At 73.7% G+C, this 25598-nt stretch carries 24 protein-coding genes; 16 read left to right on the top strand and 8 right to left on the bottom strand.

The annotated features are described in order from the left end of the window. Window positions 1–33 precede the first annotated feature (33 nt). Entirely contained in the window at window positions 34–681 is a 648-nt protein-coding gene (locus I601_RS04625) for a TrmH family RNA methyltransferase (RefSeq protein ID WP_068114366.1), read from the top strand. A gap of 51 nt (window positions 682–732) precedes the next feature. On the opposite strand, the gene I601_RS04620 is transcribed toward I601_RS04625, so the two are convergent. The 5 genes from I601_RS04620 to I601_RS04600 form a co-directional block, all read right to left on the bottom strand. Further along, window positions 733–2937 (bottom strand): M14 family zinc carboxypeptidase, encoded by a 2205-nt coding sequence (locus I601_RS04620; protein ID WP_084527141.1) that lies wholly within the window; start codon window positions 2935–2937, stop codon window positions 733–735. A gap of 94 nt (window positions 2938–3031) precedes the next feature. Beyond that, complete coding sequence (locus I601_RS04615; RefSeq protein ID WP_068106931.1) at window positions 3032–3790, bottom strand: septum formation family protein; 759 nt, start codon at window positions 3788–3790, stop codon at window positions 3032–3034. A gap of 70 nt (window positions 3791–3860) precedes the next feature. Then, window positions 3861–4355, bottom strand: coding sequence for a SigE family RNA polymerase sigma factor (locus I601_RS04610; protein ID WP_068106929.1), 495 nt, complete (start codon window positions 4353–4355; stop codon window positions 3861–3863). Beyond that, window positions 4352–5278: a hypothetical protein gene (locus I601_RS04605; RefSeq protein ID WP_068106927.1), complete on the bottom strand. Its 927-nt coding sequence runs from the start codon at window positions 5276–5278 to the stop codon at window positions 4352–4354. Before I601_RS04605 ends, I601_RS04610 begins: the two co-directional genes overlap by 4 nt. Window positions 5279–5367: 89 nt before the next feature. After that, entirely contained in the window at window positions 5368–5859 is a 492-nt protein-coding gene (locus tag I601_RS04600; protein ID WP_084527139.1) for a DUF2867 domain-containing protein, read from the bottom strand. A gap of 121 nt (window positions 5860–5980) precedes the next feature. On the opposite strand from I601_RS04600, the gene fbaA reads away from it, so the two are divergent. Both fbaA and I601_RS04590 read left to right on the top strand, forming a co-directional pair. Continuing rightward, window positions 5981–7012 (top strand): class II fructose-bisphosphate aldolase, encoded by a 1032-nt coding sequence (fbaA, locus tag I601_RS04595; protein WP_068106923.1) that lies wholly within the window; start codon window positions 5981–5983, stop codon window positions 7010–7012. 214 nt (window positions 7013–7226) lie between these two features. Further along, window positions 7227–7649: a DUF3151 domain-containing protein gene (locus I601_RS04590; RefSeq protein WP_068106921.1), complete on the top strand. Its 423-nt coding sequence runs from the start codon at window positions 7227–7229 to the stop codon at window positions 7647–7649. A 74-nt stretch (window positions 7650–7723) separates the two neighbouring features. Here I601_RS04590 and lysS read toward each other — a convergent pair whose 3' ends face one another. Beyond that, window positions 7724–9454 (bottom strand): lysine--tRNA ligase, encoded by a 1731-nt coding sequence (gene lysS, locus I601_RS04585; RefSeq protein ID WP_068106919.1) that lies wholly within the window; start codon window positions 9452–9454, stop codon window positions 7724–7726. A 254-nt stretch (window positions 9455–9708) separates the two neighbouring features. Between lysS and I601_RS04580 the strand changes: the two genes are divergently transcribed. Continuing rightward, on the top strand, window positions 9709–10701 hold the full coding sequence (locus tag I601_RS04580) for a helix-turn-helix transcriptional regulator (RefSeq protein WP_068106917.1): 993 nt from the start codon (window positions 9709–9711) through the stop codon (window positions 10699–10701). Between the two features lie 12 nt (window positions 10702–10713). On the opposite strand, the gene I601_RS04575 is transcribed toward I601_RS04580, so the two are convergent. Further along, on the bottom strand, window positions 10714–11640 hold the full coding sequence (locus I601_RS04575) for a diacylglycerol/lipid kinase family protein (protein WP_068106915.1): 927 nt from the start codon (window positions 11638–11640) through the stop codon (window positions 10714–10716). 153 nt (window positions 11641–11793) lie between these two features. On the opposite strand from I601_RS04575, the gene I601_RS04570 reads away from it, so the two are divergent. From I601_RS04570 to I601_RS04545, 6 genes are all read left to right on the top strand, one after another. Beyond that, window positions 11794–13077 carry an adenylosuccinate synthase gene (locus I601_RS04570; RefSeq protein WP_068114364.1) on the top strand — a complete coding sequence of 428 codons (1284 nt, stop codon included), beginning with the start codon at window positions 11794–11796 and terminating at the stop codon, window positions 13075–13077. A gap of 38 nt (window positions 13078–13115) precedes the next feature. Then, window positions 13116–14378: a phosphoribosylamine--glycine ligase gene (gene purD, locus I601_RS04565; protein WP_068114362.1), complete on the top strand. Its 1263-nt coding sequence runs from the start codon at window positions 13116–13118 to the stop codon at window positions 14376–14378. A 63-nt stretch (window positions 14379–14441) separates the two neighbouring features. Next, window positions 14442–15872: an adenylosuccinate lyase gene (gene purB / locus I601_RS04560; protein ID WP_084527137.1), complete on the top strand. Its 1431-nt coding sequence runs from the start codon at window positions 14442–14444 to the stop codon at window positions 15870–15872. A gap of 44 nt (window positions 15873–15916) precedes the next feature. Continuing rightward, window positions 15917–16501 carry an RNA polymerase sigma factor gene (locus I601_RS04555; RefSeq protein WP_068106912.1) on the top strand — a complete coding sequence of 195 codons (585 nt, stop codon included), beginning with the start codon at window positions 15917–15919 and terminating at the stop codon, window positions 16499–16501. Then, window positions 16498–17577 carry a hypothetical protein gene (locus I601_RS04550; protein ID WP_068106910.1) on the top strand — a complete coding sequence of 360 codons (1080 nt, stop codon included), beginning with the start codon at window positions 16498–16500 and terminating at the stop codon, window positions 17575–17577. The genes I601_RS04555 and I601_RS04550 overlap by 4 nt, the downstream gene beginning before the upstream one ends. Window positions 17578–17671: 94 nt before the next feature. Further along, window positions 17672–18367, top strand: coding sequence for a type 1 glutamine amidotransferase domain-containing protein (locus I601_RS04545; RefSeq protein WP_068106908.1), 696 nt, complete (start codon window positions 17672–17674; stop codon window positions 18365–18367). A gap of 39 nt (window positions 18368–18406) precedes the next feature. On the opposite strand, the gene I601_RS04540 is transcribed toward I601_RS04545, so the two are convergent. Beyond that, window positions 18407–19918: an MFS transporter gene (locus tag I601_RS04540; protein WP_237089549.1), complete on the bottom strand. Its 1512-nt coding sequence runs from the start codon at window positions 19916–19918 to the stop codon at window positions 18407–18409. A gap of 193 nt (window positions 19919–20111) precedes the next feature. Between I601_RS04540 and I601_RS04535 the strand changes: the two genes are divergently transcribed. The 6 genes from I601_RS04535 to I601_RS04510 are packed head-to-tail and all read left to right on the top strand — an operon-like array spanning window position 20112 to window position 25589. After that, entirely contained in the window at window positions 20112–20795 is a 684-nt protein-coding gene (locus tag I601_RS04535; RefSeq protein ID WP_068106906.1) for a CDP-alcohol phosphatidyltransferase family protein, read from the top strand. Continuing rightward, a complete protein-coding gene (locus tag I601_RS04530) occupies window positions 20792–22042 on the top strand; it encodes an ABC transporter substrate-binding protein (RefSeq protein WP_068106904.1) in 1251 nt (416 codons plus the stop codon). Before I601_RS04535 ends, I601_RS04530 begins: the two co-directional genes overlap by 4 nt. After that, entirely contained in the window at window positions 22039–22941 is a 903-nt protein-coding gene (locus tag I601_RS04525) for an ABC transporter permease (protein WP_084527136.1), read from the top strand. Before I601_RS04530 ends, I601_RS04525 begins: the two co-directional genes overlap by 4 nt. Then, entirely contained in the window at window positions 22938–23807 is an 870-nt protein-coding gene (locus I601_RS04520) for an ABC transporter permease (protein WP_084527134.1), read from the top strand. Before I601_RS04525 ends, I601_RS04520 begins: the two co-directional genes overlap by 4 nt. Then, window positions 23800–24912: an ABC transporter ATP-binding protein gene (locus I601_RS04515; protein WP_084527132.1), complete on the top strand. Its 1113-nt coding sequence runs from the start codon at window positions 23800–23802 to the stop codon at window positions 24910–24912. The genes I601_RS04520 and I601_RS04515 overlap by 8 nt, the downstream gene beginning before the upstream one ends. After that, window positions 24909–25589 carry a TVP38/TMEM64 family protein gene (locus I601_RS04510; RefSeq protein WP_068106902.1) on the top strand — a complete coding sequence of 227 codons (681 nt, stop codon included), beginning with the start codon at window positions 24909–24911 and terminating at the stop codon, window positions 25587–25589. Before I601_RS04515 ends, I601_RS04510 begins: the two co-directional genes overlap by 4 nt. The last annotated feature ends 9 nt before the right edge of the window (window positions 25590–25598 follow it).

The following is a 25598-nucleotide window of genomic DNA, read 5'->3' as shown; positions in this document are numbered from 1 at the left end:
GACGACCAGGTACGCCGCGCGCCGTACGACCCCATGCCCCACGGCCCGGCCGAGGTCGGCGTCGGCCCGTGGGAGGGTGCCTGGCCCGAGGGCGCGCACTGGGATCCCGAGCTGCTCGCGGGCGGCGACCGGCGCAACGTGGTCGACCGCTACCGCTACTGGAGCCTCGAGGCGATCCGCGCCGACCTCGACACCCGCCGCCACGAGTTCCACGTCGCGATCGAGAACTGGCAGCACGACTTCAACATCGGCACCGTGGTCCGCACCGCCAACGCCTTCCTCGCCGCCGAGGTGCACATCGTCGGCAACCGGCGCTGGAACCGGCGCGGGGCGATGGTGACCGACCGCTACCAGCACGTGCGCCACCACGCCGACGTGCCGGCGCTGGCGGCGTACCTGCACGCGCTGCCGGACGGCCCGGTGGAGCTGCACGGCATCGACAACCTGCCCGGCTCGCGGCCGCTGGAGGCCGGACCGGTGCCCCGGCGGGTCTGCTTCCTGCTGGGCCAGGAGGGCCCCGGCCTCTCGGAGGGGGCCCGGGAGGCCTGCGACGCGACGTTCTCGATCGCGCAGTTCGGCTCCACCCGCTCCATCAACGCCTCGGCGGCCGCGGCGATCGCGATGCACTCGTGGGTGCGCGACCACGCCGACCTCGGCGACGAACGGGCCTGGCGCGGCTGAGCCGGCCCCCGCAGGTGCGCGGGGACCGGCTCAGTGGTGCTCAGCGCTGGGTCAGCGGCAGAGTCGCTTCAGGTTCATCTTCTTGACCTGGCCGCGGTCGATGAAGATCTTCTTGGCTGCCGAGCCGGACTTCGGCTTGGCCGACGCGGCCCCGGTGGTCCTGCCCTTCGTCTCGCAGGTGAGCGTGTAGCTCTCCCGACCGCCCTCGGTCTGGGCCTGCGTGGCCTTGAACTGGCCGACCTCGACGGTGTACGTCGGGCTCACCGAGGCGTAGTTGAGCACCCGGATGACGTAGGTGCCGGCCGGGGCGTCCGGGACCTGCACCTCCTCCTTGGCGCCGGGGGCGTTGCCCGAGGAACCGACCTCGACCAGCTCGCCGGAGGCGTCCTTGCGGTAGACCGTGAGGTCGAAGTCGTCGGGGGTCGGCCAGTCCAGGTTGACCCGCAGCACGGCGGAGTCCCGGGTGGCGACGTACTCGTGGTCGACGCTGCCGATGACGGGCTCGGTCGGTCCGCCCTCGAAGGTCTCGCCGGCGAACGGCTCGTCGGCGAGCCTGTCGATCACGCGCGACTCCATCAGCGGGCGGGTGGAGGGGTTGACCACCCACGAGAAGCGGCCCTTCCTGCCCACCGTGATGGAGGAGTCGAGGAAGTCGTCGAACGAGCTCTCCCAGGTGGGGGACTCGAACTGCTTGCTCAGGCGCAGCACCGCACCCTTCGGGGCCTTGCCCTTGAGCACACCGTGCTGGCTGGTGTCGATGGCGTGCTGCAGGGCGATCAGGTACGCCGCGCGGTTGCCGCGGCCCTGGTAGTCACCGGCGCCGAGGTACTCGTCGACGACCTCGGGGAACGGCGGGTGGAACTCGTTGGGGCCGATCTCGAAGGTGTAGCCGAACCCGGCGGTGGCGTTGTACGACCAGTCCTCGGTGGTGCCGGTGGTGTCGTAGAGCTGCCAGCTGTTCTGGTTCGTGTAGCCGTTCTGCTTCGTCATCTCGGCGCCGAGCGCCTTGAGGGCCTTCTCGTCCGGCGCGTTCCCGACCGGGTCGCCGTCGGGGCCGATGGTGGTCGGCGCGACGCCGTTGGGGCGCAGGACGAGGTTGGAGAAGGTGTGGTTGGAGATCATCATCGTCACCTGGCGCTCGCGCACCAGGGTCTGGATGTTCTGGGTCTCGGGCTCGGAGAACGCCGACGCGCCGCGGTAGGTCGGGTCGAGCACGCCGGCCTCGACCTCGCCCGGGGGCGGCACCGGGCCGGCTGCGCCGGGCCCGCCCCAGAAACCGCCGTAGTTGCGGTTCAGGTCGACGCCGAGGCCGAACCCGCCGGGGCTGGTCAGGGTGGCGCGGCAGGAGCCGTCGGGGATGTCCTGGCCGTCGATCACGCGGCAGTTCTTGCGCTTGTAGGCCTGCCCGGGGGTGGCCAGGACCGAGCCGGTGCCGCCGAGCGGGTCGGCGCCGTTGAGGGCGCGCAGGTCGACGTACTCGCCGTCGGTGCGCGAGAGGTCGAAGCCGTCGGGGTTGACGACCGGGACTACCAGGACTCGGGCCTTCTTCAGCATCCGGGTGATCTGCTTGTCCTTGCCGAAGCTCGTGGCCAGGTCGGTGGCGAACTCCATGGCCAGCTCGCCCGAGGGCCACTCGCGGGCGTGGTGCAGGCCCATCAGCAGGAAGGTCGGCTTGCCGGAGGCCTTGCGGTCCACGTCGGCACCGATCTCGACGGCATGCACGGTGTTGCCGTCGAGGGTGGGGTTGGCCAGGTCGAACATCCGCACGTGGCCGGGGTACTTCCCGGCGAGCGCGGTCATGTCGGCGTCGTAGTCGGCCAGCGTGCGGTAGGTGTCGCGGCCCGAGGGGAGCGGGGAGACGTCGACGGAGGCGGCGTACGCCTCGTTGAGCTCGGCGATCTCCACCCCCCGCTCGACGAGGTTCGCGATGCGCACGTCGTAGGTGAACCCGTGCTCGCGCAGCACGTCGCGGTCGGCGGTCGAGTGCAGCAGCACCTCGATGTAGTCGCGGCCGGCGTGCTCGGTCAGGTCGAGGCCGAGCTTCTGCAGGCGCAGGCGGTCGGAGCGGTCGGGGGTGTCGACCAGCACGAGCTGCGGGGCGAAGACCGAGGGGGCGCTCGGCGCCGCGACGGCGCTGGTGGCGCCCACGGTCGCGGCCATCGGCGCCGCGACGGCGAGGGCCGCGAGCGTGGCGAGACCGGCGACACGACGGCGTCCGGGGCTGCTCGAGCGGACAGGGCGGGGGCGACGGGTCATCGTCGGATCTCCTGGGCGGGGTCGGGGCTGGTGTCCCTCTCAACGCGGCTTTGCCGCCCGGGTCACGCGGGCCGACCCCCGGGGCGCGGTGGCCTCACCCGCGCTCGTAGCAGACCACCACGCGCTCGTGCCACTTCTTGAGGCGGGTCGCGGACCACACCCACCTCTTGGTCGAGGTGCGACGCGGGCACTCGCGGGCGGCGGCCTCGCCCAGCTGCCGCTGCGCGGTCCGGGGCTTGACCCGGATGAGCTTGAAGGCGCTGGCGTGGGTGTAGCGGTGCCGCTTCGCGCACGAGGTGTAGGCGAGCTTCTTGGTGACGCAGCGCCCCACGCTGTCGTCGATGCTGGAAGCCCGGCGCACCCGGGGCAGCTCCTCGGGCAGCGGCAGCATCCTGGAGCCGGCCAGCAGCGACACGTCGCAGCGGAACCAGCGGGCACCGGCCTCCCGGTCGGCGGTGTCGGGGAGGAAGTACGCGAGCTGGACGACCGTCCGGGCCCGCAGCAGCGGGTCGTCCTTGACGACCTCGGCGAACGCGGGTCCGCAGTGCTTGGCCATGGCCCGGGTCACGCGCGCGTCCGAGCTGCTCCAGTCGACCTCGTCGGGCAGCGTGCCCACGTCGAGGACCTGCGCGGTGTGCCGGGTGCTGCACTCGACCGGCTCGGCCGGCGTGGAGTCCGCCATCAGCTCGGCGTGGGTCAGCTGGTAGCAGGTGCCGGGGGCCGGGGCGCCTGCCATCGGGTCGGGCGCGGCCGCGGGCTCCTCGGCGGCGCCGGCGGAGGAGGCCGGCGCCGGGGCCAGGACCAGGAGGGACAGCGACAGCGCGGCGACGAGCGCGCGGGCGGGGTGGAGCACGTGGAGCCTTTCACGACGTGGGGACGCCGGGTCCCGGCGCGCGGAGAACCCTAGATCACCGTCGGGTCGGTCAGTCCGGGGGTGTGAGGGTGCGCTGGAGGGCGGCGAGCCCGCGGGAGGAGTGGCTCTTGACCGTGCCCTCGCCGATGCCGAGCTCAGCGGCCGTCTCGGCGACCGAGAGCCCCAGCCAGTGCCGCAGCACCACGACCTTGCGCTGCTGGCCCGGCAGCTCCTGGAGGGCCTCGAAGAGGGCGCTGCGCTCGCCGAGGTCGAGCGCAGCGGGTGCGGCGGCGTCGAGGCTGCCGTCGGTGGCGTGCGGCGACGGCAGCTCGCGGCGCCACGGCCGGCGGCGCTCGTCGATGTCCGCGCGCACGATGATCTGGCGGACGTAGGCCTCCTCGCGCCCGTCGCGGTGCAGCCGCGGCCACGCGACGTACAGCTTGACCAGCGCGGTCTGCACGAGGTCCTCGGCGCGGTGCCAGTCACCGCAGCAGGCGTAGGCCACCCGGCGCAGGTGGGTGCGCCGGGCGGCGACGAAGTCGCTGAAGTCGCTGTCGCGGGTCACTTCACCCCTGCGCCGCCCTGGCCGGAGTAGCGCTCGGTGGCCAGCTGGAGGAACGAGTCGAGGTCGTCGCCGGTCTTCTCGGAGCGGGGGGTGGCGACGTAGTCGCGCTCGCCCTCGAGCTCGCGGGCCAGCACGAACCAGGTGACGCCGTCGCGCTCGACCTTCGCCACCGCGGTGCGCGACGAGGCGGGGGCGAACGGCTCGGGCAGCTGGGGGTCGGGGCGCTGCTCCACGATCCGCACCCCGTCGGCGGGCTCGAGGGTCTGCCCGGCCCCGAACCGGACCAGGTCGCGCCCGAGAGCCTCCACGGTGTCGACGGCGTAGGCGTCGAGCCACTCCGCGAAGCTCCAGGCCGGCACCGTCGAGCTCTCCTGCGCGAAGCGGGGGGTCCGGCCGTCGTCCCACAACAGGTAGCGCCACGAGCGCTTGCCGTCGGTCTCCTCCAGCGCGAGCGCGGTCGAGCGCACCGCGGGCTCCAGCGCGAGCGGGTCCTCGGCGACCTCGGTCACCCTCAGCCCCTCACGCACGACGACCTCGCCGTCGACGTAGCCCGCCAGCTGACCCGCCGACCACGAGGCGGGCGCGTCGCTGGAGAAGGTCGGTACGTCGGGCTCGTCGCTGGGCTCCGTGCTGGGCTCCGTGCTGGGTGGGGACGACGCGCTGCTGCGCGGCCCGTCGGCCACGAGGTCGTCACCGGACCCGCCGCCCAGGGAGGTGCCGGCGACCGCGGCGCCCACACCCACGACAGCGAGGACGGCGGCGGCGCCGCCCCAGGTCGCGACCCGGCGTCGACGCAGTGCGCTGCGCCCCTGCCTGAGGACATCGTCGACCGGGGCGCCCGAGGGCCCCTCGCCGAAGGAGGCGTCGATGCGACGGCCGATCTCGTGCGGGGTGCCCGGCTGGGGGTTCGTCTGCTCGTCCATGTCCTGTCTACGGATCTCGCGGCCGATCGGTTGTCATCGGCCGACGAGACGTCGCTCGACCGACCTGATCGTGCCCGGGCGGGGCGGCATCAGGCGACGGCGCGCTCGAGGTCGCGCACCACGCGGCGGTGCACCCACTCGAGCAGGGCCTCGCGGGCCGGCAGGTCGGTGAGCAGGTAGGCCCGCCCGAGCAGCCCGTCGGGGGTGAACGAGACCGTCTGGGCGACCCGGCACGCACCCGGGCCCTCCGCCTCCACGTCGGTGCGCAGCAGCACCAGGCCGGGTGCGCGCACGGCGGCCTCGAGCAGCAGCCGGTGGCCGGACCCGTGCGGGCCGGCCTCGAGGACCCGCCAGAAGCCCGCGGTGTCACCCGGCTGCAGGACGGCCCGGCCGGGGACCGGCCAGCGGCGGCCACGACCCATGAGCACCCGGTCGACGGCGCCGCGGAAGACGAAGGGGGCGGCGTCGACGTACCACTGCGGCAGGCTGCGCGCCGACGCCACCAGGTCCCAGGCGTGCTCGGCGTCCAGGGGCAGGCGGCTCGCGCGGGTGGTCGTGGTCAACGTCGTACGGCGCTCCATCCGGCGCACGCTACGCCGCCCGACCCGGGCCGGGTCCCACCCCGGCGTCGGGCCCGGCCCACCCCCGGCCGGGCTGGACTAGGGTGGTGGGCCCACCCACGTCGTGACCCAGGAGCCCGCAGTGCCCATCGCAACGCCCGAGAAGTACGCCGAGATGCTGGACGCCGCCAAGGCTGGCGGCTACGCCTTCCCCGCCATCAACGTGTCGTCGTCGCAGACGCTCAACGCTGCCCTCAAGGGCTTCGCCGACGCCGGCTCCGACGGCATCATCCAGGTCTCCACGGGCGGCGCGGAGTACCTCTCCGGCCCGAGCGTGAAGAACATGGTCACCGGCTCGGTCGCCTTCGCCGCGTACGCCGCCGAGGTGGCGAAGGCCTACCCGGTCAACGTCGCGCTGCACACCGACCACTGCCCGCAGGACAAGCTCGACGGCTTCGTGCGCCCGCTGCTGGAGATCTCGCGCGAGCGGGTCCAGCGCGGCGAGGCGCCGCTGTTCCAGTCGCACATGTGGGACGGCTCGGCCGTGGCGCTGGACGAGAACCTCTCCATCGCCTCCGAGCTCCTCGAGAAGTGCATCGAGGCCAAGATCATCCTCGAGATCGAGGTCGGCGTGGTCGGCGGCGAGGAGGACGGCGTCGAGAACGCCATCAACGACAAGCTCTACTCCACCCGCGAGGACGCCATCGCCACCGCGAAGGCCCTCGGGCACGGCGAGCGCGGCTACTACATGACCGCGCTGACCTTCGGCAACGTGCACGGCGTCTACAAGCCCGGCAACGTCAAGCTGCGTCCGAGCGTGCTCAAGGACGCCCAGGAGGCCGTCGTCAGCGAGTTCGGCCTCGAGGCCGGGTCGAAGCCCTTCCACCTCGTCTTCCACGGCGGCTCGGGCTCCAGCCCCGAGGAGATCGCCGAGGCGCTCGACTACGGCGTCGTGAAGATGAACGTCGACACCGACACCCAGTACGCCTTCACCCGCCCGGTCGCCGAGCACATGCTGCGCAACTACGACGGCGTGCTGAAGGTCGATGGCGAGGTCGGCAACAAGAAGCAGTACGACCCCCGGGCGTGGGGCAAGGCCGCCGAGGCCGGCATGGCCGCCCGTGTCCTCGAGGCCTGCGAGAACCTGCGCTCCTCCGGCCGCTCCCTGGGCTGACCGCCCCGCGCCGCCCACCCCGAGCGCGAGTCGGCGCAGATCTCCTGGTGAGTCGGCCCAAAGTTCCCTGACCTCGGTGAGGCACGCAGGTACGGGCCGGGTCGGCGCGACATCTGCGCCGGGTCGGCGCGACATCCGGGCCGACTCGCGCCGTGGGCGGTGCCGGGCCGAGGCCCGGGGCGGCCCGGTGGGTCCGGGGTGGCACCATGCAGGCATGAGCATCGGACACGACCTGATGGCCGGCCCCCCGGCCACCCATCTCCCCGAGGACCCCACGCAGGCGCTGCTGGCAGCCGGTGAGGACCGCCACGAGGTGGCGCGGGCGCACCCGGCCTCGCCCTTCGCCTGGGCCGCACTCGCCGGCGCCGCGGCGGAGGCGCAGGAGGACGCGATCACGGTCTACGCCTACGCACGCGTCGGCTACCACCGCAGCCTCGACATGCTGCGCCGCAACGGCTGGAAGGGTCACGGCCCGGTGCCGTGGGAGCACGAGCCCAACCGCGGCTTCCTGATGTGCCTGGCGCTGCTGGCGCTCTCGGCCCGCACCATCGGTGAGACCGACGAGTGGGAGCGGTGCCGCGACTTCCTGCGCGACTCCAGCCCCACGGCGTACGACGAGCTCGTCAAGGACTCCTGACCCACTGACCAGCGGTCGAGCAGCGAGGGCCGAGGGCTCGTCGCTGCTCGACCAGCCGTGCGTCAGGGCGTGCGTCAGGGCGTGAGGAGCCTGCGCACCTTCTCGGCGCCCAGCGCGAGGAACAGCGTCGGCAGGCGCGGACCCCGCTCCGCGTCCACGAGCAGCTCGTAGAGCAGCCGGAAGAACGCCTTCTGGTCGGCCTTCACCTCGTCGGTGGGAGCGTCGTCGAGGCCGAGCCCCCGGGCCAGCTTGGGCACGCCGTAGATCAACGACGTGGTCGCCTCGAGCTCGAGGTGGTCCGGCATCCGGTCCAGCAGCTGGGCCAGCCAGAGCTCCTCGTCCTCGCTCAGCGCAGCCAGGCGGGCCGCGTCGGGCCCGCGGCGCACGACGGTGCGCTCGGACTCGGGCACGTACTCCGACATCCACGTCATCGCGCGACTCAGGCGCGGCTCCAGGTCGGCCACCGACGCGTGCTCGTGGCCCACGTCGCCGACGATGCGGCTCACCATGTCGGCGCTGCCCGCGGTCACGTCGGCCACCGACGAGAGCAGCCGGAACGGCACCACCACGGCCGGGGTGGCCAGGGTGCCGGCGGCCGCCGTCGAGGAGGCACGCTCCCACGACAGCACCTGGGCGTCCCGCTTGGCCGGGTCGGCGGCCTTGCGGGTCAGGGAGTCCCACTCGTCGTAGAGCCGCACGACCTCGGGCCCGAAGTCGACGTTGAAGGCCTGCTTGGGCTGGCGGCGCACGTAGAGCCAGCGCAGCACCGGCGCCTCGAGGATCTGCAGCGCGTCTGCCGCGGTGGGCACGCCGCCGCGTGAGGACGACATCTTCACCTGGCCGCCGGCGCCCACGAACGAGTAGCCGACGAAGGACGGCGCGCGGGCGCCGTACACGGCCTTCACGACCTCCTTGCCGACGGTGTACGACGACCCGGGGCTGGCGTGGTCGACGCCGCCCGGCTCGAAGTCGACGCCCTCGACCGACCAGCGCATCGGCCAGTCGACCTTCCACACGAGCTTGCCCTCGTGGTCGGTGCGCAGGTTGGTGGTGCCCTCGAACCCGCACGAGGTGCAGGAGTAGGCCAGGTCGGTGCTGTCGTCGTCGTAGGCGGTCGCGGTGGTGGTGTCGCGGCCGCACTGGCGGCAGTAGGGCTTGTAGGGGAAGCGGGCCAGGTCGCCGGCGCCGGCCGGCTCCTCGTCGCCGGTCACCGACTCGGCGAGCGCGGCGGCCTCCTGCTCGGACTCCGCGACCGGGGCGGCCTTGGTGCGGTAGCGCGCCAGCACGCTCTCGATGCGGTCGCGGTGCTCGACGGCCTGCAGCACCTGCTCGACGTAGTCGCCGCGACGGTAGGCCTCGGTCTGGGAGACCTCCTCCATCTCCACGCCCAGCGCGCGCAACGAGGTGACCAGGGGCTCCTTGAAGTGCTCGGCCCACGACCTGTGGCACTCCCACGGGTCGGGGACCGCGGAGAGGGGACGACCGATGTGGTCGGCCCAGGACGGGTCGACGCCGGCAGGCACCTTGCGGAACCGGTCGTAGTCGTCCCAGCTGTGCAGGTGGCGCACCGGGAGGCCGCGTCGACCGATCTCCTCGGCCACGAAGTGCACGGTCAGGAACTCGCGCAGGTTGCCCAGGTGCACCGGCCCCGACGGGCTGGCGCCGGAGGCGCAGGTGATGGTGCGGCCCTCGGCGCGCACGGCGTCCTCGCCGCCCGCGTGGCGGATCGCGTCGTCGGCTGCGCGGGTCACCCAGTCGGTCGGGTCGGGCCGGTCGGTACCGCGTGCGTCGACGCCTCGTGCCATGGGGTGTGGAGCTCCTGCGTGGAGGGGGTGGGCACGTCAACGCTACCGGAGGGCGAGGAGTGCGCCGGAGTCGTCCCCTGTGGCGACTCCGGCGCCTCCTGCACGGTGGTGGGAGCCGCGCCATCCCCCGATGTCACGCTGCTCCACCCCCGACCGAGGACGGCGGGGTACCGCTGGGCTGATCTTCACCTGACCTGTGCCTGCCAGGCCAGGTAAAACTGTCGGTGGCACCAAGTTGCCAGTACGGTGGAGTGATGGTGCACCCGAGCTCGTCATCGGTGATCTCCGCACTCGGCTTCTCGCGCAACGCCAATCGTGCCTACTACCGCGTGCTGGGGCAGTCGGGCCGGGAGCTGGTCTCGGTGGCCGCGGCACTGCTGCAGACGCCCGACGAGCTCCTCAAGGACCTCGCCCCGCTGGTGGAGCACGGCATCGTCACCGTCGAGGGGCCCCGCCTCTTCGTGGTCTCGCCCGCCGAGGCCGTGACCCGGCTGGTGGCCGCGAGTGCGGCGAGCGCGGCCGCGACACACGCCCAGCTGACGGCGGTCGCGGACGCCATCCCCCACCTGACCGCGAGCAGCGCGCGCCCGGCCCCGGGCGCGGTGCACAACCTCCAGCAGATCGACGGCGAGATCAGCTCCGGCGGCCAACCGGTGGAGCTGCTGACCTCGATGATCCGGGAGAGCCGGGGTGACCTGCTGTGGCTGCGCCCCGACCAGTTCCGCAAGCCGCGGGAGGACGCGATGGCCCAGATCGTGGGGGAGGCGGTGCGCACCGGGCGCCGGTCCCGGGCGATCTACCCCGTCCGGGCCATGTCCGAGGTCCCGGACACGCTGCGGCTGCGCAGCGAGGTGGGCGAGGAGATCCGGCTGCTGCCCGACCTGCCGACGCGGATGTTCATCATCGGCACCAGCCACGTGATCCTGCCGGAGCCGCTCGGCATGTTCGACGAGCCGCGCTCCCTGATGCGGCAGCGCGGCTGGGTCGACGCGATGATCCTGTGGTTCGAGTCGATGTGGGACCGGGCCGCGCCCCTGGACCTGGAGGGTGCGCGCGACACCAGGCCGGACATGCGCGACTTCCTGCTCGACCAGCTGGCCACCGGGGCCCAGGACGAGCAGATCGCGCGCCGGCTCGGGGTCAGCCTGCGGACCGTGCGCCGCCGGGTCGCGGAGCTGATGAGCGACCTCGGCGCCGACTCGCGCTTCCAGGCCGGGGTGGAGGCGGCGCGCCGCGGGTGGCTCTGAGTCGCCGACGTCTCAGGAGGGCCGTTGGCGCGGCAGGACCATCGAGTACGCCGCCGGCTCCAGGCGCCAGGTGCGTCGCCGCTCGGGGCCGTAGATCTCGCCGTCGGCCGCGCACCAGAACTCCTCGCCCGAGACCGACACCTCGGTGCCGCGCAGCGTGATCACGTCGTCGCGCTCGGGGTGGCGCCCCCGCACCAGGCCGGCGACGTAGCCGAAGCGGGCCAGCGGCCCGATGGCGCAGGAGATCATCACGTCGAGGCGACGGTTCTCGGGGTCGGCGCCCGGCACGAGCTCGGTCCCGCCGCCCACCTGGGGCCCGTTGCCCACCGCGACCATCAGCACCGGCTGGTCGAAGCTGACGACGCTCTCGCCGTCGACCTCCACGTGCAGGCGCACGAAGGGCGGCCGGAAGGCAGCCAGCAAGGCGCCGACGGGGTAGCCGAGCTTTCCGAGGTTGGCCTTCTTGTAGCCGATGGCGCCGAGGCGCTCCTTCCACGCCGAGCCGCGGCGGCTGGCCTGCGCGCCGGCGCCGACGTGCACGCTGTTGACGACCACGGCGCCGACCTCGTCGAGGATCAGGTCGACCGGGCGCGGCTCCCCGCTGAGGATCAGCCGCGCGGCCTCCTCGATGTCGAGGGGGATGTCGTTGCCGCGGGCGAAGTCGTTGCCGGTGCCGAGCGGCAGCAGCGCCAGGGTGCGCCCGGCGAGCTCGTTGCGCCGGTGCAGCGCCGACACGACGGCGTGCAGGCTGCCGTCGCCGCCGGCGACGACGATGCGTCTCGACCCGGCGCGGTGCAGCACCCCGTTGAGCTCACCGGGGTCGGCGGTGCCGGCCACCTCGACCGAGGCGCGGGTACGCAGGACGGCCAGACCCCGCTCGAGGGTCTCCTCGTCCGCGGTGCCCGCGTCGCTGTTCTTGATCACGAGCAAGGGTTCCATCGCTCAGGACCTTAACCCTCGGGTCGTGCCGTTGGCGCGAAAAGGGTCCCGCCCTGGCGTTTTGGTAGCGTGGCGCCGCAAGAGGCCCCGGTGCACTTGTGCCGGGGTTCTTCCTTTGTCAGAGCGCAGCCAGCGTGGAGAGTGAGCGAGCCGATGCCCGCGATCGCCATCATCGGAGCCCAGTGGGGTGACGAGGGGAAGGGCAAGGCCACCGACCTGCTCGGCTCCCGGGTCGACTACGTCGTGAAGTTCAACGGCGGCAACAACGCCGGTCACACCGTCGTCGTCGGGGACCAGAAGTACGCGCTGCACCTGCTGCCCAGCGGCATCCTGACCCCCGGCTGCACCCCGGTGATCGGCAACGGCGTCGTCGTCGACCTCAACGTGCTGTTCCACGAGATCGAGGGCCTCGAGGCCCGCGGCGTGGACACCAGCAGGCTGGTCGTCAGCGCCAGCGCGCACGTGATCGCCGACTACAACCGCACCGTCGACAAGGTCACCGAACGGTTCCTCGGCTCGCGCCGTCTCGGCACCACCGGTCGCGGCATCGGGCCGACGTACGCCGACAAGATGAACCGCATCGGCATCCGGGTCCAGGACATCTTCGACGAGAAGATCCTGCGCCAGAAGATCGAGGGCGCCCTGGAGCTCAAGGGCCAGGTCCTCACCAAGATCTACAACCGTCGTGCCCCCTCGGTCGACGAGACGCTCGAGGAGCTGCTGCAGTACGTCGACCGGCTGCGGCCGATGGTCGCCGACACCGGCCTGCTGCTCAACCAGGCGCTCGACCGCGGCGAGACCGTGCTGCTCGAGGCCGGCCAGGCCACGCTGCTCGACGTCGACCACGGCACCTACCCGTTCGTCACCTCGTCCTCGGCCACCGCCGGCGGCGCCTGCACCGGCTCGGGCATCCCCCCGATGCGGATGGACCAGGTCATCGGCATCGTGAAGGCCTACACCACCCGCGTCGGCGAGGGCCCGTTCCCCACCGAGCTCTTCGACGAGTCCGGCGAGCACCTGCGCAACGTCGGTGCCGAGTTCGGCACCACGACCGGTCGTCCGCGCCGCTGCGGCTGGTACGACGCCGTCATCGCCCGCTACGCCGCGCGCGTCAACGGCGTCACCGACTTCGTGCTCACCAAGCTCGACGTGCTCACCGGCCTGGAGACCATCCCGGTCTGCGTCGCCTACGACGTCGGCGGCGTGCGCCACGACGAGATGCCGGTCAACCAGACCGACTTCCACCACGCGAAGCCCATCTTCGAGCACCTGCCCGGCTGGAGCGAGGACATCACCGGGGCGCGCACCCTCGACGACCTGCCGGCGAACGCCCGGGCCTACGTGGAGCGGGTCGAGGAGCTGTCCGGCTCGCGGATCTCGGCGGTCGGGGTCGGTCCGGATCGTGAGGCCACCGTGGTCGTCCACCCCCTGATCTGAGAACATCAGCACCCGTGAGCACCCCGCCGCACGGCCCCCTGACCGTTCTCGTCATCGGCACCGGTGGGCGTGAGCACGCGCTGTCGCGGGCGCTGGCCCACGACGCGGGGGTCGCCGCGGTGCACTGCGCGCCGGGCAACCCCGGCACCGCCGCGGTCGCCGCGCTGCACGACGTCGACCCGATGGACGGTGCCGCGGTCGCCGACCTCGCCCAGCGCCTCGGCGCCGACCTCGTCGTCGTGGGCCCCGAGGCGCCCCTGGTGGCCGGGGTCGCCGACGTGGTGCGCGGGCGCGGGATCGCGGTCTTCGGACCGTCGGCCGCCGCCGCCCGGATCGAGGGCTCCAAGGCGTTCGCCAAGGACGTGATGGCCGCCGCCGGCGTGCCGACCGCTGCCGCCACCAGCTGCCGCACCGCCGACGAGGTCGCCGCGGCGCTCGACCTGCACGGCGCGCCGTACGTCGTGAAGGACGACGGTCTCGCCGCCGGCAAGGGCGTCGTGGTGACCGAGGACCGCGACGAGGCCGTGGCCCACGCCGCGGGCTGCGAGCGGGTCCTGATCGAGGAGTACCTCGACGGGCCCGAGGTGTCGCTCTTCGCGATCTGCGGCTGGGACGAGACGCACGGTCCCGTCGTGCACCCGATGCAGCCGGCCCAGGACTTCAAGCGGATCCGCGACGGTGACGAGGGTCCCAACACCGGCGGGATGGGTGCCTACACCCCGCTGCCCTGGGCCCCGGAGGGCCTGGTCGACGAGGTGCTCGCCACCGTGCTGCGCCCCACCGTCGAGGAGATGGCCCGCCGCGGCACCCCCTTCACCGGCCTGCTGTACGCCGGCCTGGCGCTGACCTCGCGCGGCCTGCGGGTGGTGGAGTTCAACGCCCGCTTCGGCGACCCCGAGACCCAGCCGCTGCTGGCCCTGCTCGACTCGCCGCTCTCCCCGCTGCTGCTCGGGTCGGCCACCGGGACGCTGGCCGACGTCCCGGCCCCGGCGTGGCGCCCGGGCGCGGCCGTCGGCGTGGTGCTGGCCAGCGCCGGCTACCCCGAGACCTCCTCCAGCGGTGACGTCATCACCGGCCTCGAGGCCGCCGAGGCGCTGCGCGACGTGCACGTCATCCACGCCGGGACCGCGGTGCGCGACGGCGACGTCGTCACCGCCGGCGGCCGGGTGCTCGCCGTGGTCGGCAGCGGCGACTCGCTCGCCGAGGCCCGCGCAGCGGCGTACGAGGGCGTCGCGGAGATCTCCTTCGACGGCGCGCAGCACCGCACCGACATCGCGGCCCGGGCCGCCGACGAAGCCTGAGCTCCGCGGTCCGCCGTCGATGGCGAGTGAGTGCCGCCAGGCAGCATCGGTGAGAATGGGGGCGTGACCGTCCCGAACGTCCTTGCCACCCGCTACGCCGCCGCCGACCTGGCCCAGATCTGGTCGCCCGAGCACAAGATCGTGCTCGAGCGCGAGCTGTGGGTGGCGGTGCTCAAGGCCCAGCGCGACCTCGGCATCACCGTGCCCGACGGCGTGGTCGAGGCCTACGAGCAGGTCGTGGCCCGGGGCGTCGAGGGCGTCGACCTGGCCTCGATCGCCGCGCGGGAGCGGATCACCCGCCACGACGTGAAGGCGCGCATCGAGGAGTTCTCCGCGCTGGCGGGGCACGAGCACATCCACAAGGGCATGACGAGCCGCGACCTGACCGAGAACGTCGAGCAGCTGCAGGTCAAGCAGTCCCTCGAGCTGCTCCGTGACCGCGCCGTGGCGACGCTGACCCGGCTCGGTCGCCTGGCCGCCGAGCACGAGACCACCGTGATGGCGGGTCGGTCCCACAACGTCGCCGCGCAGGCGACCACGCTGGGCAAGCGCTTCGCCACGGTGGCCGACGAGATGCTGATCAGCCTGGAGCGGGTCGAGGACCTGCTCGGCCGCTACCCGCTGCGTGGCATCAAGGGTCCGATGGGCACCGCGCAGGACATGCTCGACCTGCTCGACGGCGATGAGTCCAGGCTGGTCGACCTCGAGCAGCGGGTCGCGGCCCACCTCGGCTTCGAGCGGGTGCTGACCAGCGTCGGCCAGGTCTACCCGCGCAGCCTCGACTTCGACGTCCTCTCCGCGCTCGTCCAGCTCACCGCCGGGCCCTCCAACCTCGCGACCACGATCCGGCTGATGGCCGGCAACGAGATCGTCACCGAGGGGTTCAAGGAGGGCCAGGTCGGCTCCTCGGCGATGCCGCACAAGATGAACACCCGCTCCTGCGAGCGGGTCAACGGTCTCGCCGTGGTCACCCGCGGCTACCTGTCCATGGTCGGCGAGCTCGCCGGAGACCAGTGGAACGAGGGCGACGTGTCCTGCTCGGTGGTGCGCCGGGTCGCGCTGCCCGACGCGTTCTTCGCCGTCGACGGGCTCTTCCAGACCTTCCTCACCGTGCTCGACGAGTTCGGCGCCTTCCCCGCGGTCATCCAGCGCGAGCTGGACCGCTACCTGCCCTTCCTGGCCACCACCAAGGTGCTGATGGCCGCGGTGCGCAACGGCGTGGGCCGCGAGAGCGCCCACGAGGCCATCAAGGAGGCGGCGGTCGGCACGGCGCTGGCGATGCGCCAGGGCCAGGCCGAGAACGACGTCTTCGCCAAGCTCGCCGCCGACGAGCGCCTCGGCCTCACCGAGGAGCAGCTCGCCGGCCTGGTCGCCGAGCCGATCGCCTTCACCGGTGCCGCGGTCGCCCAGACCCAGGCCGTCGTACGCCGTGTGGCCGCGCTCGCCGAGCAGCACCCGGCCGCGGCGGCGTACGAGCCCGGCGCGATCCTGTGACCTGAGGCTGCAACGATCGTGGTCGGGCCGGACATGAGTCAGGCATGAGCGACACCCTCGACCACGAGGCCCACTTCCGGGCGCTGTACGCGGACCACTTCGACGCCGTGCTCGGGTTCGCGCTGCGCCGCGTCGACCGCGCGGAGGATGCCGCCGACGTGGCCGCCGAGACGTTCCTGGTGGCGTGGCGTCGTCGCGCACACCTGCCGGGCCCGCCCGACGCCCGGCCGTGGCTCTACGGGGTCGCGCGGCGGGTGCTGGCCAACCAGCGCCGCGGGGACGGGCGGCGCTCGGCGCTGGGGCGCCGGCTGCGTGAGGACCTCCGTGGCTGGGAGCCGGACGGCAGCGAGCACGTCGTGGTGCGCGCCGACGTGAGCGCGGCGATGGGCCGGCTCTCCGGGCGTGACCAGGAGGTGCTGCGCCTGCACCTGTGGGAGGGGCTGGAACCCCGCGAGATCGCCGACGTGCTGGGGGTGACCACGGTCGTGGTGCGTCCCCGGCTCTCCCGCGCCCGAGCCCGGCTGCGCGCCCTCCTCGGTGCCGCTGCGCCCGACGGCAGCGCGTCCAGCCCGGCCGGACATCTCCCTGGCAGCAACCCCCACTTCGTCCGCGAGGAGCAGAGCCGATGAGCAGCACCGGACAGCACCAGCCGACCTGCGAGCGACCGATCAGCGACCGGGCGGTCGCCGACCTCCCGGTCCGTGCGGGACGAGCCGACCTCCTCGAGGAGATCATCGCCCTGGGTGGAGCACAGGCACCCCTCACGCCCGCCACGCTGCAGCCGCAGCGGCCCCGCTGGGCGGCGCCGCTCGCCGCCGCGGCGGCCGTCGCGGTGCTCGCCGGCGCGGTGGCCTGGTGGTCGGCCGGTCCCGGCGACCCGTCGTCGGACCCCGGCCCGGCGAGCACCCGGGCGCAGGAGGAGGGGCAGGGGGGCCTGGTGCTCCTCGACGAGGCCGGCTGGGAGGTGTCCCACGTGGGCCGCGCCGACCCCGGGGGCAGCATCGCCTACGAGGCGGCGGGAGGCCGTTCGCTGGAGATCAGCTGGTACCCCGCCGCCACCTACGCCTCTTACGTCGAGGACCGCCGGCGCATCGTCGACCCGCCGGCAGCGGGCGAGCCGATCGAGGTCCTCGGCCTCGGCGCGCAGCTGTGGTCCTACTCCGGCGACGACCACACGGTCATCCGCGAGGTCGAGGGCGGTCGGTGGCTCGAGGTCCGTGCCGCCGGGATGGGCGAGGCCGACTACCGAGAGCTCCTCGGCCGGCTGCGGCTGGTCAGCGAGGCCGTCTTCGAGCGAGCCCTGCCCGACGACTACGTCACCACCGAGGAGCGGACCGCCCGGATCGAGGAGATGCTCGACGGGATCGCGGCCGCCGTGGGCCCTGACCTGCCGGTGTCGCCGAGCGGGAGGCCGACCATCGACTCGCAGGAGAACTCGCCCTACGGGCTGGCCGTCGACGTGGCCGGCAGCATCACCTGCCAGTGGCTCGACGAGCTGGACGAGGCCCTGCAGGAAGGCGACCCGCGACGAGTCGAGCGCGCCTCGGCGGTGCTGGCCACCGCGAGGGACTGGCCCCTGCTGCGCGGCGAGGTCAACCGGCAGGGTGCGTACCCCGAGGTGGTCTTCCAGTACGCCCGCACCGCCGCGCGGGGAGAGGTCCCGCCCCGCTACTCCGGCGGGCTGGGCTGCTCGCAGCGTCCCTGAGGGTCCGGGTCTCACCCCTGCGGTCGGAATGGGCCGGCCGGGGGCGGGGTTGGGACGGGGTACGCAACTTCAGCTGATCGAAGGAGCAATCCCCATGAGCAAGATCCTCTTCGTCGTCACCGGCGCCCGCGCCTGGACCCTCAAGGACGGCACCCAGCACCCCACCGGCTACTGGGCCGAGGAGCTCGTCGCTCCCTACCGCGCCTTCACCGAGGCCGGGCACCAGGTCGTCGTGGCCACCCCCGGCGGTGTGCAGCCGGTCGTCGACGAGGGCAGCCTGGCCCCCGAGGCCAACGGTGGCCAGGAGAACGCCGACGCGCTGCGTGAGGCCATCGACGGCATCGAGCAGCTCCGCGCGCCCGAGTCTCTCGACCTCGTCGACCCCACCGCCTACGACGCCGTGTTCTACCCCGGCGGGCACGGCCCGATGGAGGACCTGTCCGGCGACGCCGACTCGGCCCGCCTGCTGGTGCAGACGCTGGAGTCGGGCAAGCCGCTCGGCATCGTCTGTCACGCGCCCGCCGCGCTGCTGGCGACCGAGGGCCCGGACGGCTCGCCGTTCTCGGGCTACAAGATGACCGGCTTCACCAACGAGGAGGAGACCCAGGCCGGGCTCGCCGACGGCGCGCCGTGGCTGCTCCAGGACCGCCTCGTCGCGCTGGGCGCGGACTTCCAGGAGGGCGAGGCGTGGGGCGAGAACATCGTCGTCGACCGCTCCCTGTTCACCGGCCAGAACCCGGCGTCCTCCGGGCCGCTGGCGCGCCGGATGCTCGAGGAGCTCGGCGCCTGACCTGAGACACCTGTCCCACCAGAGGGCCGGGCGCGGGGATCACACCCCGCGCGCGGCCCTCTCGTCGCGCTCGTCCCGCTCCGCCCGCAGCGCCACCACCGCCGCCACCAGCGCGAGGGCGAGCATCGTGGCCGCGGTCAGGAACGTCGCCCGCAACCCGGCGGCCGGCCCGATGGCGCCCAGCACCAGCGTGTAGACGGTGACGCCGAGCGCCGAGCCGATCGCCGAGCCGATGCGCTGGCCGGTCTGCAGGGCGCCTCCGGCGGCGCCGCCCATCCGGGTCGGCACGTCGGCGAGGGTCAGGGTGAAGTTCGGTGAGATCACGGCGCCACCACCCAGTCCGCCCAGGAACAGCAGCGGCGGCAGCACCATCCACAGCGTGCCGGCCTCGCGACCCGGCACCAGCACCGTCATCACGGCGATGGCGGTGATGATCGTGACCAGCGCGCCGACGGTCAGCGGCCGTCCGACCGAGGACACCACGCGCCCCGCGAGCGGTGCGGAGACCGCGGACCCGGCCGCGAAGCCGGTCAGCAGCAACCCGGTGGTGAACGGCGCCAGGCCCAGCTCGGTCTGCAGGTGGATCGAGAGCACCAGCACCAGCCCGGTGAAGCCGGTGAAGTAGAGCGTCCCGACGGCGATGCCGTTGGCGAAGCCGGGCGTGCGCCGCAGCAGCGTCACGTCGAGCAGCGGCGCACCCCCGCGGCGTACGACGCGACGCTCCCAGCGGACGAAGGCGACGAAGAGCGGCGGGGCGGCGCCGAGCAGCACCAGCCACAGGTACTGCCCACCCTCGACGCTGACCAGCGGGTAGAGCAGGCACAGCACCCCGCCGCCCAGGAGCAGCGAGCCGACCGGGTCGAGCCGCGGTCGCGCCTCGCCGCGCGTGCGGGGCACGGAGTGCGGCACCAGGCGTGCGACGGCCACCAGTGCGGCCAGGCCGATCGGGATGTTGACCAGGAAGATCCAGCGCCACCCCGACTCCTCGCCGACCAGGCTGATGATCGCGCCGCCCAGGACCGGGCCGAGCGCCGCCGAGATCGAGACCACCAGCCCGAAGATGCCGAAGGCGCGACCGCGTTCGGCTCCGCTGAAGAGGTCCTGGATCAGTCCGGAGTTCTGCGGCGTGAGCAGCCCCGCCGCCGCCCCCTGCAGCAGCCGGGCGAGGATCACCAGTCCGGCGGTCGGGGCCAGCCCCACCGCCGCACTGGTCAGCACGAAGAGCGCCAGGCCGACCAGCATCAGGCGTCGTCGGCCGTAGGCGTCGCCCAGGCGTCCGCCGGTGACCAGCACCAGCCCGAAGGTGAGGGCGTAGCCGGAGACCACCCACTGCACGGTGCCGGTGGTGGTGTCGAGGCCCGCCTGGATCGAGGGGATCGCGACGTTGACGATCGTGACGTCGAGCAGCGCCATGAACCCCACCACCAGCGAGACCGCGAAGATCCGCCAGCGTCGGGGGTCCGGGCCGGCGTCGACCGGCCACGGTGTGAGGTCGGCGACCCCGCCGGGGGTGCGGCCACCGCCGGGAGGGGTGTGCTGCTGCTCGACCACCGCTCCACCCTGTCCTACCGGCCAAGACCCGGAGGGGTGTGCGTCGCCGTGCCCCTGCGCCATGCTGGGCCCGGCGAGGTCCGGGTGGCGTGCGGGATGCATCCGGCGGCCTCGGCGGGTTACCGGCGCAGAACCCCCCGATCCCCACCCCCGCACCGTTGCCGCTGCCCCCACCGAGGAGGAGGACCCCGCCGTGCTCGACGCCCCTGTGCGCCGCGCTCTCGGACCGGGTCTCGACGCGGCCGCGGCCGGCCTGGACCGGGTCGGCGTCCGGCCCCTGGCCGTCACCGGCGTGGGCTGGCTGGTCGGGGTCGCCGCCTGCGTCGCGGTGGCCACCTCCCACTGGGGGCTCGCGCTGGTGCTGTGGCTGGCCAACCGGCTCCTGGACGGGCTGGACGGCCCGTTGGCGCGCCGCCACGGCGCCACCGACCTCGGCGGCTACCTCGACCTGGTCGCCGACTTCAGCATCTACGGCGGCTTCGTGGTGGCCGTGGCCGTGGCGGTGCCCGAGGCGCGGCTCGCCTGCGCGGTGCTGCTGCTGGCCTACTACCTCTCCGGCACCGCGTTCCTCACCCTCTCCCCGCTGCTGGAGAAGCGCGGCGACCGGGGCGACGGACGCTCGGTCCTCTTCGTGGGCGGTCTGGCCGAGGGCACCGAGACGGTGGTGGCCTACGCGGTGTTCTGCCTGGTCCCCGAGCACGCCGCCACGGTGGCCTGGGTCTTCGCCGCGATGGTCGCCCTGACCGCGCTGCAGCGCGTCGGCCTGGGGATCCAGCGCCTGGGCACCCGCGGGCAGGACCTCGGGCCGCAGGACATCCGGCCTCAGGGCCCGCTCCGAACCACCCCCGACCGCCCCCGCTCCGAGGAGACCTCGTGAACCGCCCCGCCCGCGTGACAGCCCTGCTCGCCGCCACCGCCCTGGTCGCGAGCGCCTGCGGCAGCGACCCGGGGGCCGAGGCGGTCGCGGTCGACACCTCCGACTGGGACGCCGTCCTCGCCGAGGCCGAGGGCCAGAGCGTCGACTGGTACATGTACGGCGGCGACCAGCGGCTCAACGAGTTCGTCAACGGCGAGGTCGCCGACCGGCTGGCCGCCCTCGGGGTCACGCTCAACCAGGTCAAGATCACCGACACCGCCGAGGCGGTCAACAAGGTGCTCGGCGAGCAGCAGGCCGGGCGCACCACCGGCGGCTCGGTCGACGCGATCTGGGTCAACGGCGAGAACTTCGCCACCGGCGTGCAGGCCGACCTCTGGGCCTGCGGCTGGGCCGCCGACCTGCCCAACGCGCAGTACGTCGACCTCGAGGACCCCGCCGTGGCCACCGACTTCGGCGTCCCGGTGGAGGGCTGCGAGGCCGCCTGGCAGCAGGCCAGCTCGGCGCTCGTCTACGACAGCGCGGTGCTCGACGAGGCCGACGTCGCCTCCGTCGAGTCGCTGCTGGCCTGGTCGGCGAGCGACCCCGGTCGCTTCACCTACCCCGCCCCGCCGGACTTCACCGGCTCGATGGCGGTGCGCACCTTCCTCTACGACACCCTCGGCGCCGAGGCCGTGAGGGCCGCCGCCGAGGGCGGCGGGCTCAGCGACGAGGACTACGAGCGGGCCCGCGACGAGACGTTCACCCGGCTGCTGGACGCCTCGGGCAGCTTCTGGCGCGACGGCGAGACCTACCCGGTCAGCCAGGAGGAGGTCGAGAAGCTGTACGCCGACGGCGAGATCAGCGCCTTCCTCACCTACGGCCCCGGAGCGGTCGGCAGCCTCGTCGAGGACGGCGTCTTCCCCGGGTCCACCCGCGAGACGGTGCTCTCGGTCGGCAACATCTCCAACGTCAGCTTCCTCGGCGTGCCCGCCAACGCCGAGGACCGGGCCGGCGCCATGGTGCTGGCCGACGTGCTCCAGGACCCCGAGGTCCAGCTCGGGCTCTTCGAGGCGACCGGCATCTTCCCGGTCGTCGACCTCGACACCGTGGACCCCGCCCTCGCCGAGCAGTTCGCCTCGGTCGACGCCGGCCCCTCGGTGCTGACCCCCGCGGAGCTCACCGCCGACGCGCTGCCCGAGCTCGACAGCGCGACCCTGGCCCGGATCGAGGACGACTGGAAGTCCGAGGTCCTGCGGAGCGCCGGATGAGCCGCGTCGACCACCGGCACCCGCGACCTCGCCGGCGTCCCGGGCCGCGGCTGAGGATCGCGCTGCTGCTGGCCCCGGCCCTGCTCGTCGTCGCCGTCTTCGTGGTCGGCGGCGTCCTCCAGGCCGTCCTGCAGAGCCTCGGCTTCGCCCCCGTCGTGGGTGAGTCCGAGTGGTCCCTCGACGCCTACCGCCGCGTCGTCGCCGACCCGTCGGTGCGTGCCTCGCTGCTGCTGACCGCCCGGGTCTCCCTCATCTCCACCGCAGCCGCGGCCGTCCTCGGCACCGCCCTCGCCCTGCTGGTGCGTCGCCTGGGCGGGCGTCGCCGGCTGGCGGCGCTGTTCCACGCCACGCTGGCCGTGCCGCACCTGGTCGGGGCGCTGGCCATCGGGCTGCTGCTCTCCCCGTCGGGGCTGGTCTCGCGCGCGGCGTACACGCTCGGCCTGGTCGACTCGGTCCAGGACGTCCCCGCCCTGACCCAGGACGCGTTCGGCTGGGGGATCATCGCGGAGTACACGTGGAAGGAGACGCCCTTCGTCGCGGTCGTGGCGCTGGCGGCCCTGAGTCGCCGGGTCGGGGACCTGGAGGACGTCGCCTCAACCCTGGGTGCGTCGCGCTGGCAGCGGCTGCGCGAGGTCACCCTGCCGTCGCTCGCCCCGCCGGTCGCCGCGGCGTCGGTGCTCGTGCTGGCCTTCGTCACCGCCTCCTACGAGGTGCCCCGGTTGCTGGGGCGGCCCTATCCGGCGACCCTGTCGGTGGAGGCGTTCCAGCGCTACCGCGACATCGACCTGACCTCGCGGCCCGAGGCGATGGCGCTCGCGGTGCTCATCGCCGCCCTGACCACCCTGGCGGCGCTGGCCTACCTGCGTCTCGTCGGCGGCCTCACCAGGAGGGCGCTGTGAGCCTGCTCGAGCGCGCGCCCGCGCCCCCGCCCGCCGGCACCGGACCGGGGCTCGCAGCGCGCGCCGCACGCCGCCGCAGCCCGTGGCGGGGGGCCGCGGTCACCGTGGTCGTCGTCGTCACGCTGCTGCCGATGGTCCCCGTGGTGCTGTGGGCCGTGGCCGGCGCCTGGCGCTACCCCGACCTGCTGCCGCCCGATCTCAGCACCCGGGGCCTGCGGCTGCTGACCAGCGACGGGGTCCTCGGCGCGCTCGGCACCTCGGTGCTGGTCTCCACCAGCGTCGCCACCCTGGCCTGCCTGGTCGGGCTGCCGGCGGGTCGGGCGCTGGGACTGCACCGCTTCCGCGGGCGCCGGGCCGTGCAGTTCCTCCTGCTGGCGCCGATCATCGTCCCGCCGCTCGCGGTCACCCTGGGGCTGCAGGTCTTCTTCGTGCGCTACGGGCTCTCCGACACGATCACGGGCGTAGTGCTGGTGCAGCTCGTGCCCACGGTGCCGTACGCCGCCAGCCTCCTGGCGGCCGCGCACGCCGACCTCGACGTCGACCACGAGAAGGCCGCCCGGGTGCTCGGCGCCGGGCCGGTGCAGACCCTGGTCCACGTGACGCTGCCGCTGCTGCGCCCGGCCCTGGTGACCGCCTTCCTGCTGAGCTTCCTCATCTCCTGGAGCGAGTACGTGCTGACCCTCCTCGTCGGCGGGGGCCGGGTCACGACCCTGCCGCTGCTGCTCTTCTCGGCCATCGAGTCCTCCGACCGCACGGCCGCGGCCGCGCTCGGGCTGCTCGTGGTGCTCCCGCCGGTGCTGCTGGTGCTGGCGCTGACCAGGGTGGCCGGCCGCGACGTCGCCTGGATGGGGGTCTCCCGTGCGTGAGCGCCGGGCTCAGCCCCGCCCCCAGGACACCCCCGAGGCCGCCTCCGGCCCCGCGGCCCGGGTGCGGGTGCGCGACCTGGTGGTCCGCTTCGGCGCCACCACCGCCGTCGACCACCTCGACCTCGACCTCGAGCCGGGCAGCTTCACCGCGCTGCTGGGCCCCTCGGGCTGCGGCAAGAGCACCACGCTCGGGGTGCTGGCGGGGCTCCAGCACCCGGACGCGGGCACCGTCACCGTCGACGACCGCTCCGTGCTCGAGAGCCCGCCCGAGCAGCGACCGGTCGGGCTGGTGCTGCAGAAGCCGCTGCTCTTCCCGCACCTCGACGTCGCCCGCAACATCGGCTTCGGCCTGCGGATGGCCGGAGTCCCGCGCTCGCGGGAGCGCGCCGAGGTCGCCGACATGGTGCAGCGGGTGCGCCTCGAGGGTCTGGGCCCCCGCCGCCCGCACGAGCTCTCCGGCGGTCAGGAGCAGCGGGTGGCCCTGGCCCGGGCACTGCTGCGCCGCCCGCGCGTGCTGCTGCTCGACGAGCCGTTCAGCCAGCTCGACCCCGAGCTGCGCGTCGAGATGCGCACCCTGGTGCGGCGCCTCCACGACGAGCTGGGCGTGACCACGCTCTTCGTCACCCACGACCGGGAGGAGGCCGTCGACGTCGCCGACCGGGTCGTGCTCCTCGACCGGGGTCGGGTCGTGGGCGGCGGCACGCCCGAGGAGGTCTACACCCGCCCCGCGACGCTGGCCACGGCTCGCTACTTCGGGCCGGTCAACGAGATCGCCGGCAGGGTCGCGGACGGCAGGTTCTGGAGCGTCGACGGCACCGTGAGCGTGCCCACCGGCACCCCGGCAGGTCCGGGCGTGCTCGTGGTGCGCCCCGAGTCGCTGCAGCTCGCCGGCGGTGCCGTCGGGCCGGTGGCGGCGGCCAACGACGTGCAGGTCGCGGTCAAGGAGGTCCGCTTCGCCGGTACCCACCTCGTCGTCGAGGCGGCGCTGGCCGACGGCACCGCCCTGCGGGCGCACCTGCCCGTCGGCTCACCCGTCGTCCCCGGGACCAGCACCCGCCTGGTGCTGCCCCCGGACCGTTGCCACGTGCTCGGAGGAGAGCGATGAAGACTCGGATCAGCCGCAGTGTGCTGCTCAAGGCGGGAGTGCTCCTGGGCCTCGTCGTCACCGCGGTGGTGCTGCAGCTCAGCGTGGGCCTGCCCAGCCAGGGCGAGCTGCGCTCGACCCTCGACGGCCTCGGCACCTGGGCGGTGCCGGCCTTCATGGCGACGTACGCCGCGATCAGCCTGCTGCCCGCCGGTCCCACGGCGGTGATGACCATCCTCGGCGGCGTGCTGCTGGGTTTCGGCACCGGTCTGGCCGCCGTGCTCGGCGCCGCGGTGCTGGGAGCGCTCGCGGCCTTCTTCGTCAGCCGGCTGCTGGGCCGCGACGCGGTGCGCGGCCTGACCGGGCACCGCTTCGCCAGCCTCGACTCCCGGGTCCGGGACAACGGGTTCGCGACCGTGCTGCTGGCGCGGCTGATCCCGCTGGTGCCCTTCAGCACCGCCAACTACGCCTTCGGGCTGACGTCGGTCCGCGCCCGCTCGTACGCCGTCGCGACGGTGCTGGGCATCGTCCCCGGCTCGGCGGTCTACGTGGCGGTCGGCGCCTTCGGCGCCGAGCCCGGGTCGCTGCCCTTCGTGCTGGCGGTCGTCGCGCTGGTGCTGCTCACGGTGCTGGGCGTGTGGCGCCAGCGGCGCATCGGCGGGCGCGGCGGCTCGGCGTCCGCGCCCACCCCCGCCTGACTACTCGGC

The sequence above is a fragment of the Nocardioides dokdonensis FR1436 genome (genome assembly GCF_001653335.1).
Taxonomy (GTDB): Bacteria; Actinomycetota; Actinomycetes; order Propionibacteriales; family Nocardioidaceae; genus Nocardioides; species Nocardioides dokdonensis.
This window is presented reverse-complemented; position numbering and strand designations above follow the sequence as displayed.

Bases quoted from the DNA above. Each gene is read 5' to 3' on its own strand.
- I601_RS04600 (WP_084527139.1), bottom strand. From the start codon at position 5,859: ATGGAGCGCCGTACGACGTTGACCACGACCACCCGCGCGAGCCGCCTG.
- I601_RS04620 (WP_084527141.1), bottom strand. From the start codon at position 2,937: ATGACCCGTCGCCCCCGCCCTGTCCGCTCGAGCAGCCCCGGACGCCGT.
- lysS (WP_068106919.1), bottom strand. From the start codon at position 9,454: ATGGCACGAGGCGTCGACGCACGCGGTACCGACCGGCCCGACCCGACC.
- I601_RS04625 (WP_068114366.1), top strand. From the start codon at position 34: ATGCCCCACGGCCCGGCCGAGGTCGGCGTCGGCCCGTGGGAGGGTGCC.
- I601_RS04510 (WP_068106902.1), top strand. From the start codon at position 24,909: ATGAAGACTCGGATCAGCCGCAGTGTGCTGCTCAAGGCGGGAGTGCTC.
- I601_RS04575 (WP_068106915.1), bottom strand. From the start codon at position 11,640: ATGGAACCCTTGCTCGTGATCAAGAACAGCGACGCGGGCACCGCGGAC.
- I601_RS04570 (WP_068114364.1), top strand. From the start codon at position 11,794: ATGCCCGCGATCGCCATCATCGGAGCCCAGTGGGGTGACGAGGGGAAG.
- I601_RS04550 (WP_068106910.1), top strand. From the start codon at position 16,498: ATGAGCAGCACCGGACAGCACCAGCCGACCTGCGAGCGACCGATCAGC.
- I601_RS04605 (WP_068106927.1), bottom strand. From the start codon at position 5,278: ATGGACGAGCAGACGAACCCCCAGCCGGGCACCCCGCACGAGATCGGC.
- I601_RS04555 (WP_068106912.1), top strand. From the start codon at position 15,917: ATGAGCGACACCCTCGACCACGAGGCCCACTTCCGGGCGCTGTACGCG.
- I601_RS04525 (WP_084527136.1), top strand. From the start codon at position 22,039: ATGAGCCGCGTCGACCACCGGCACCCGCGACCTCGCCGGCGTCCCGGG.
- I601_RS04545 (WP_068106908.1), top strand. From the start codon at position 17,672: ATGAGCAAGATCCTCTTCGTCGTCACCGGCGCCCGCGCCTGGACCCTC.
- I601_RS04580 (WP_068106917.1), top strand. From the start codon at position 9,709: ATGGTGCACCCGAGCTCGTCATCGGTGATCTCCGCACTCGGCTTCTCG.
- I601_RS04590 (WP_068106921.1), top strand. From the start codon at position 7,227: ATGAGCATCGGACACGACCTGATGGCCGGCCCCCCGGCCACCCATCTC.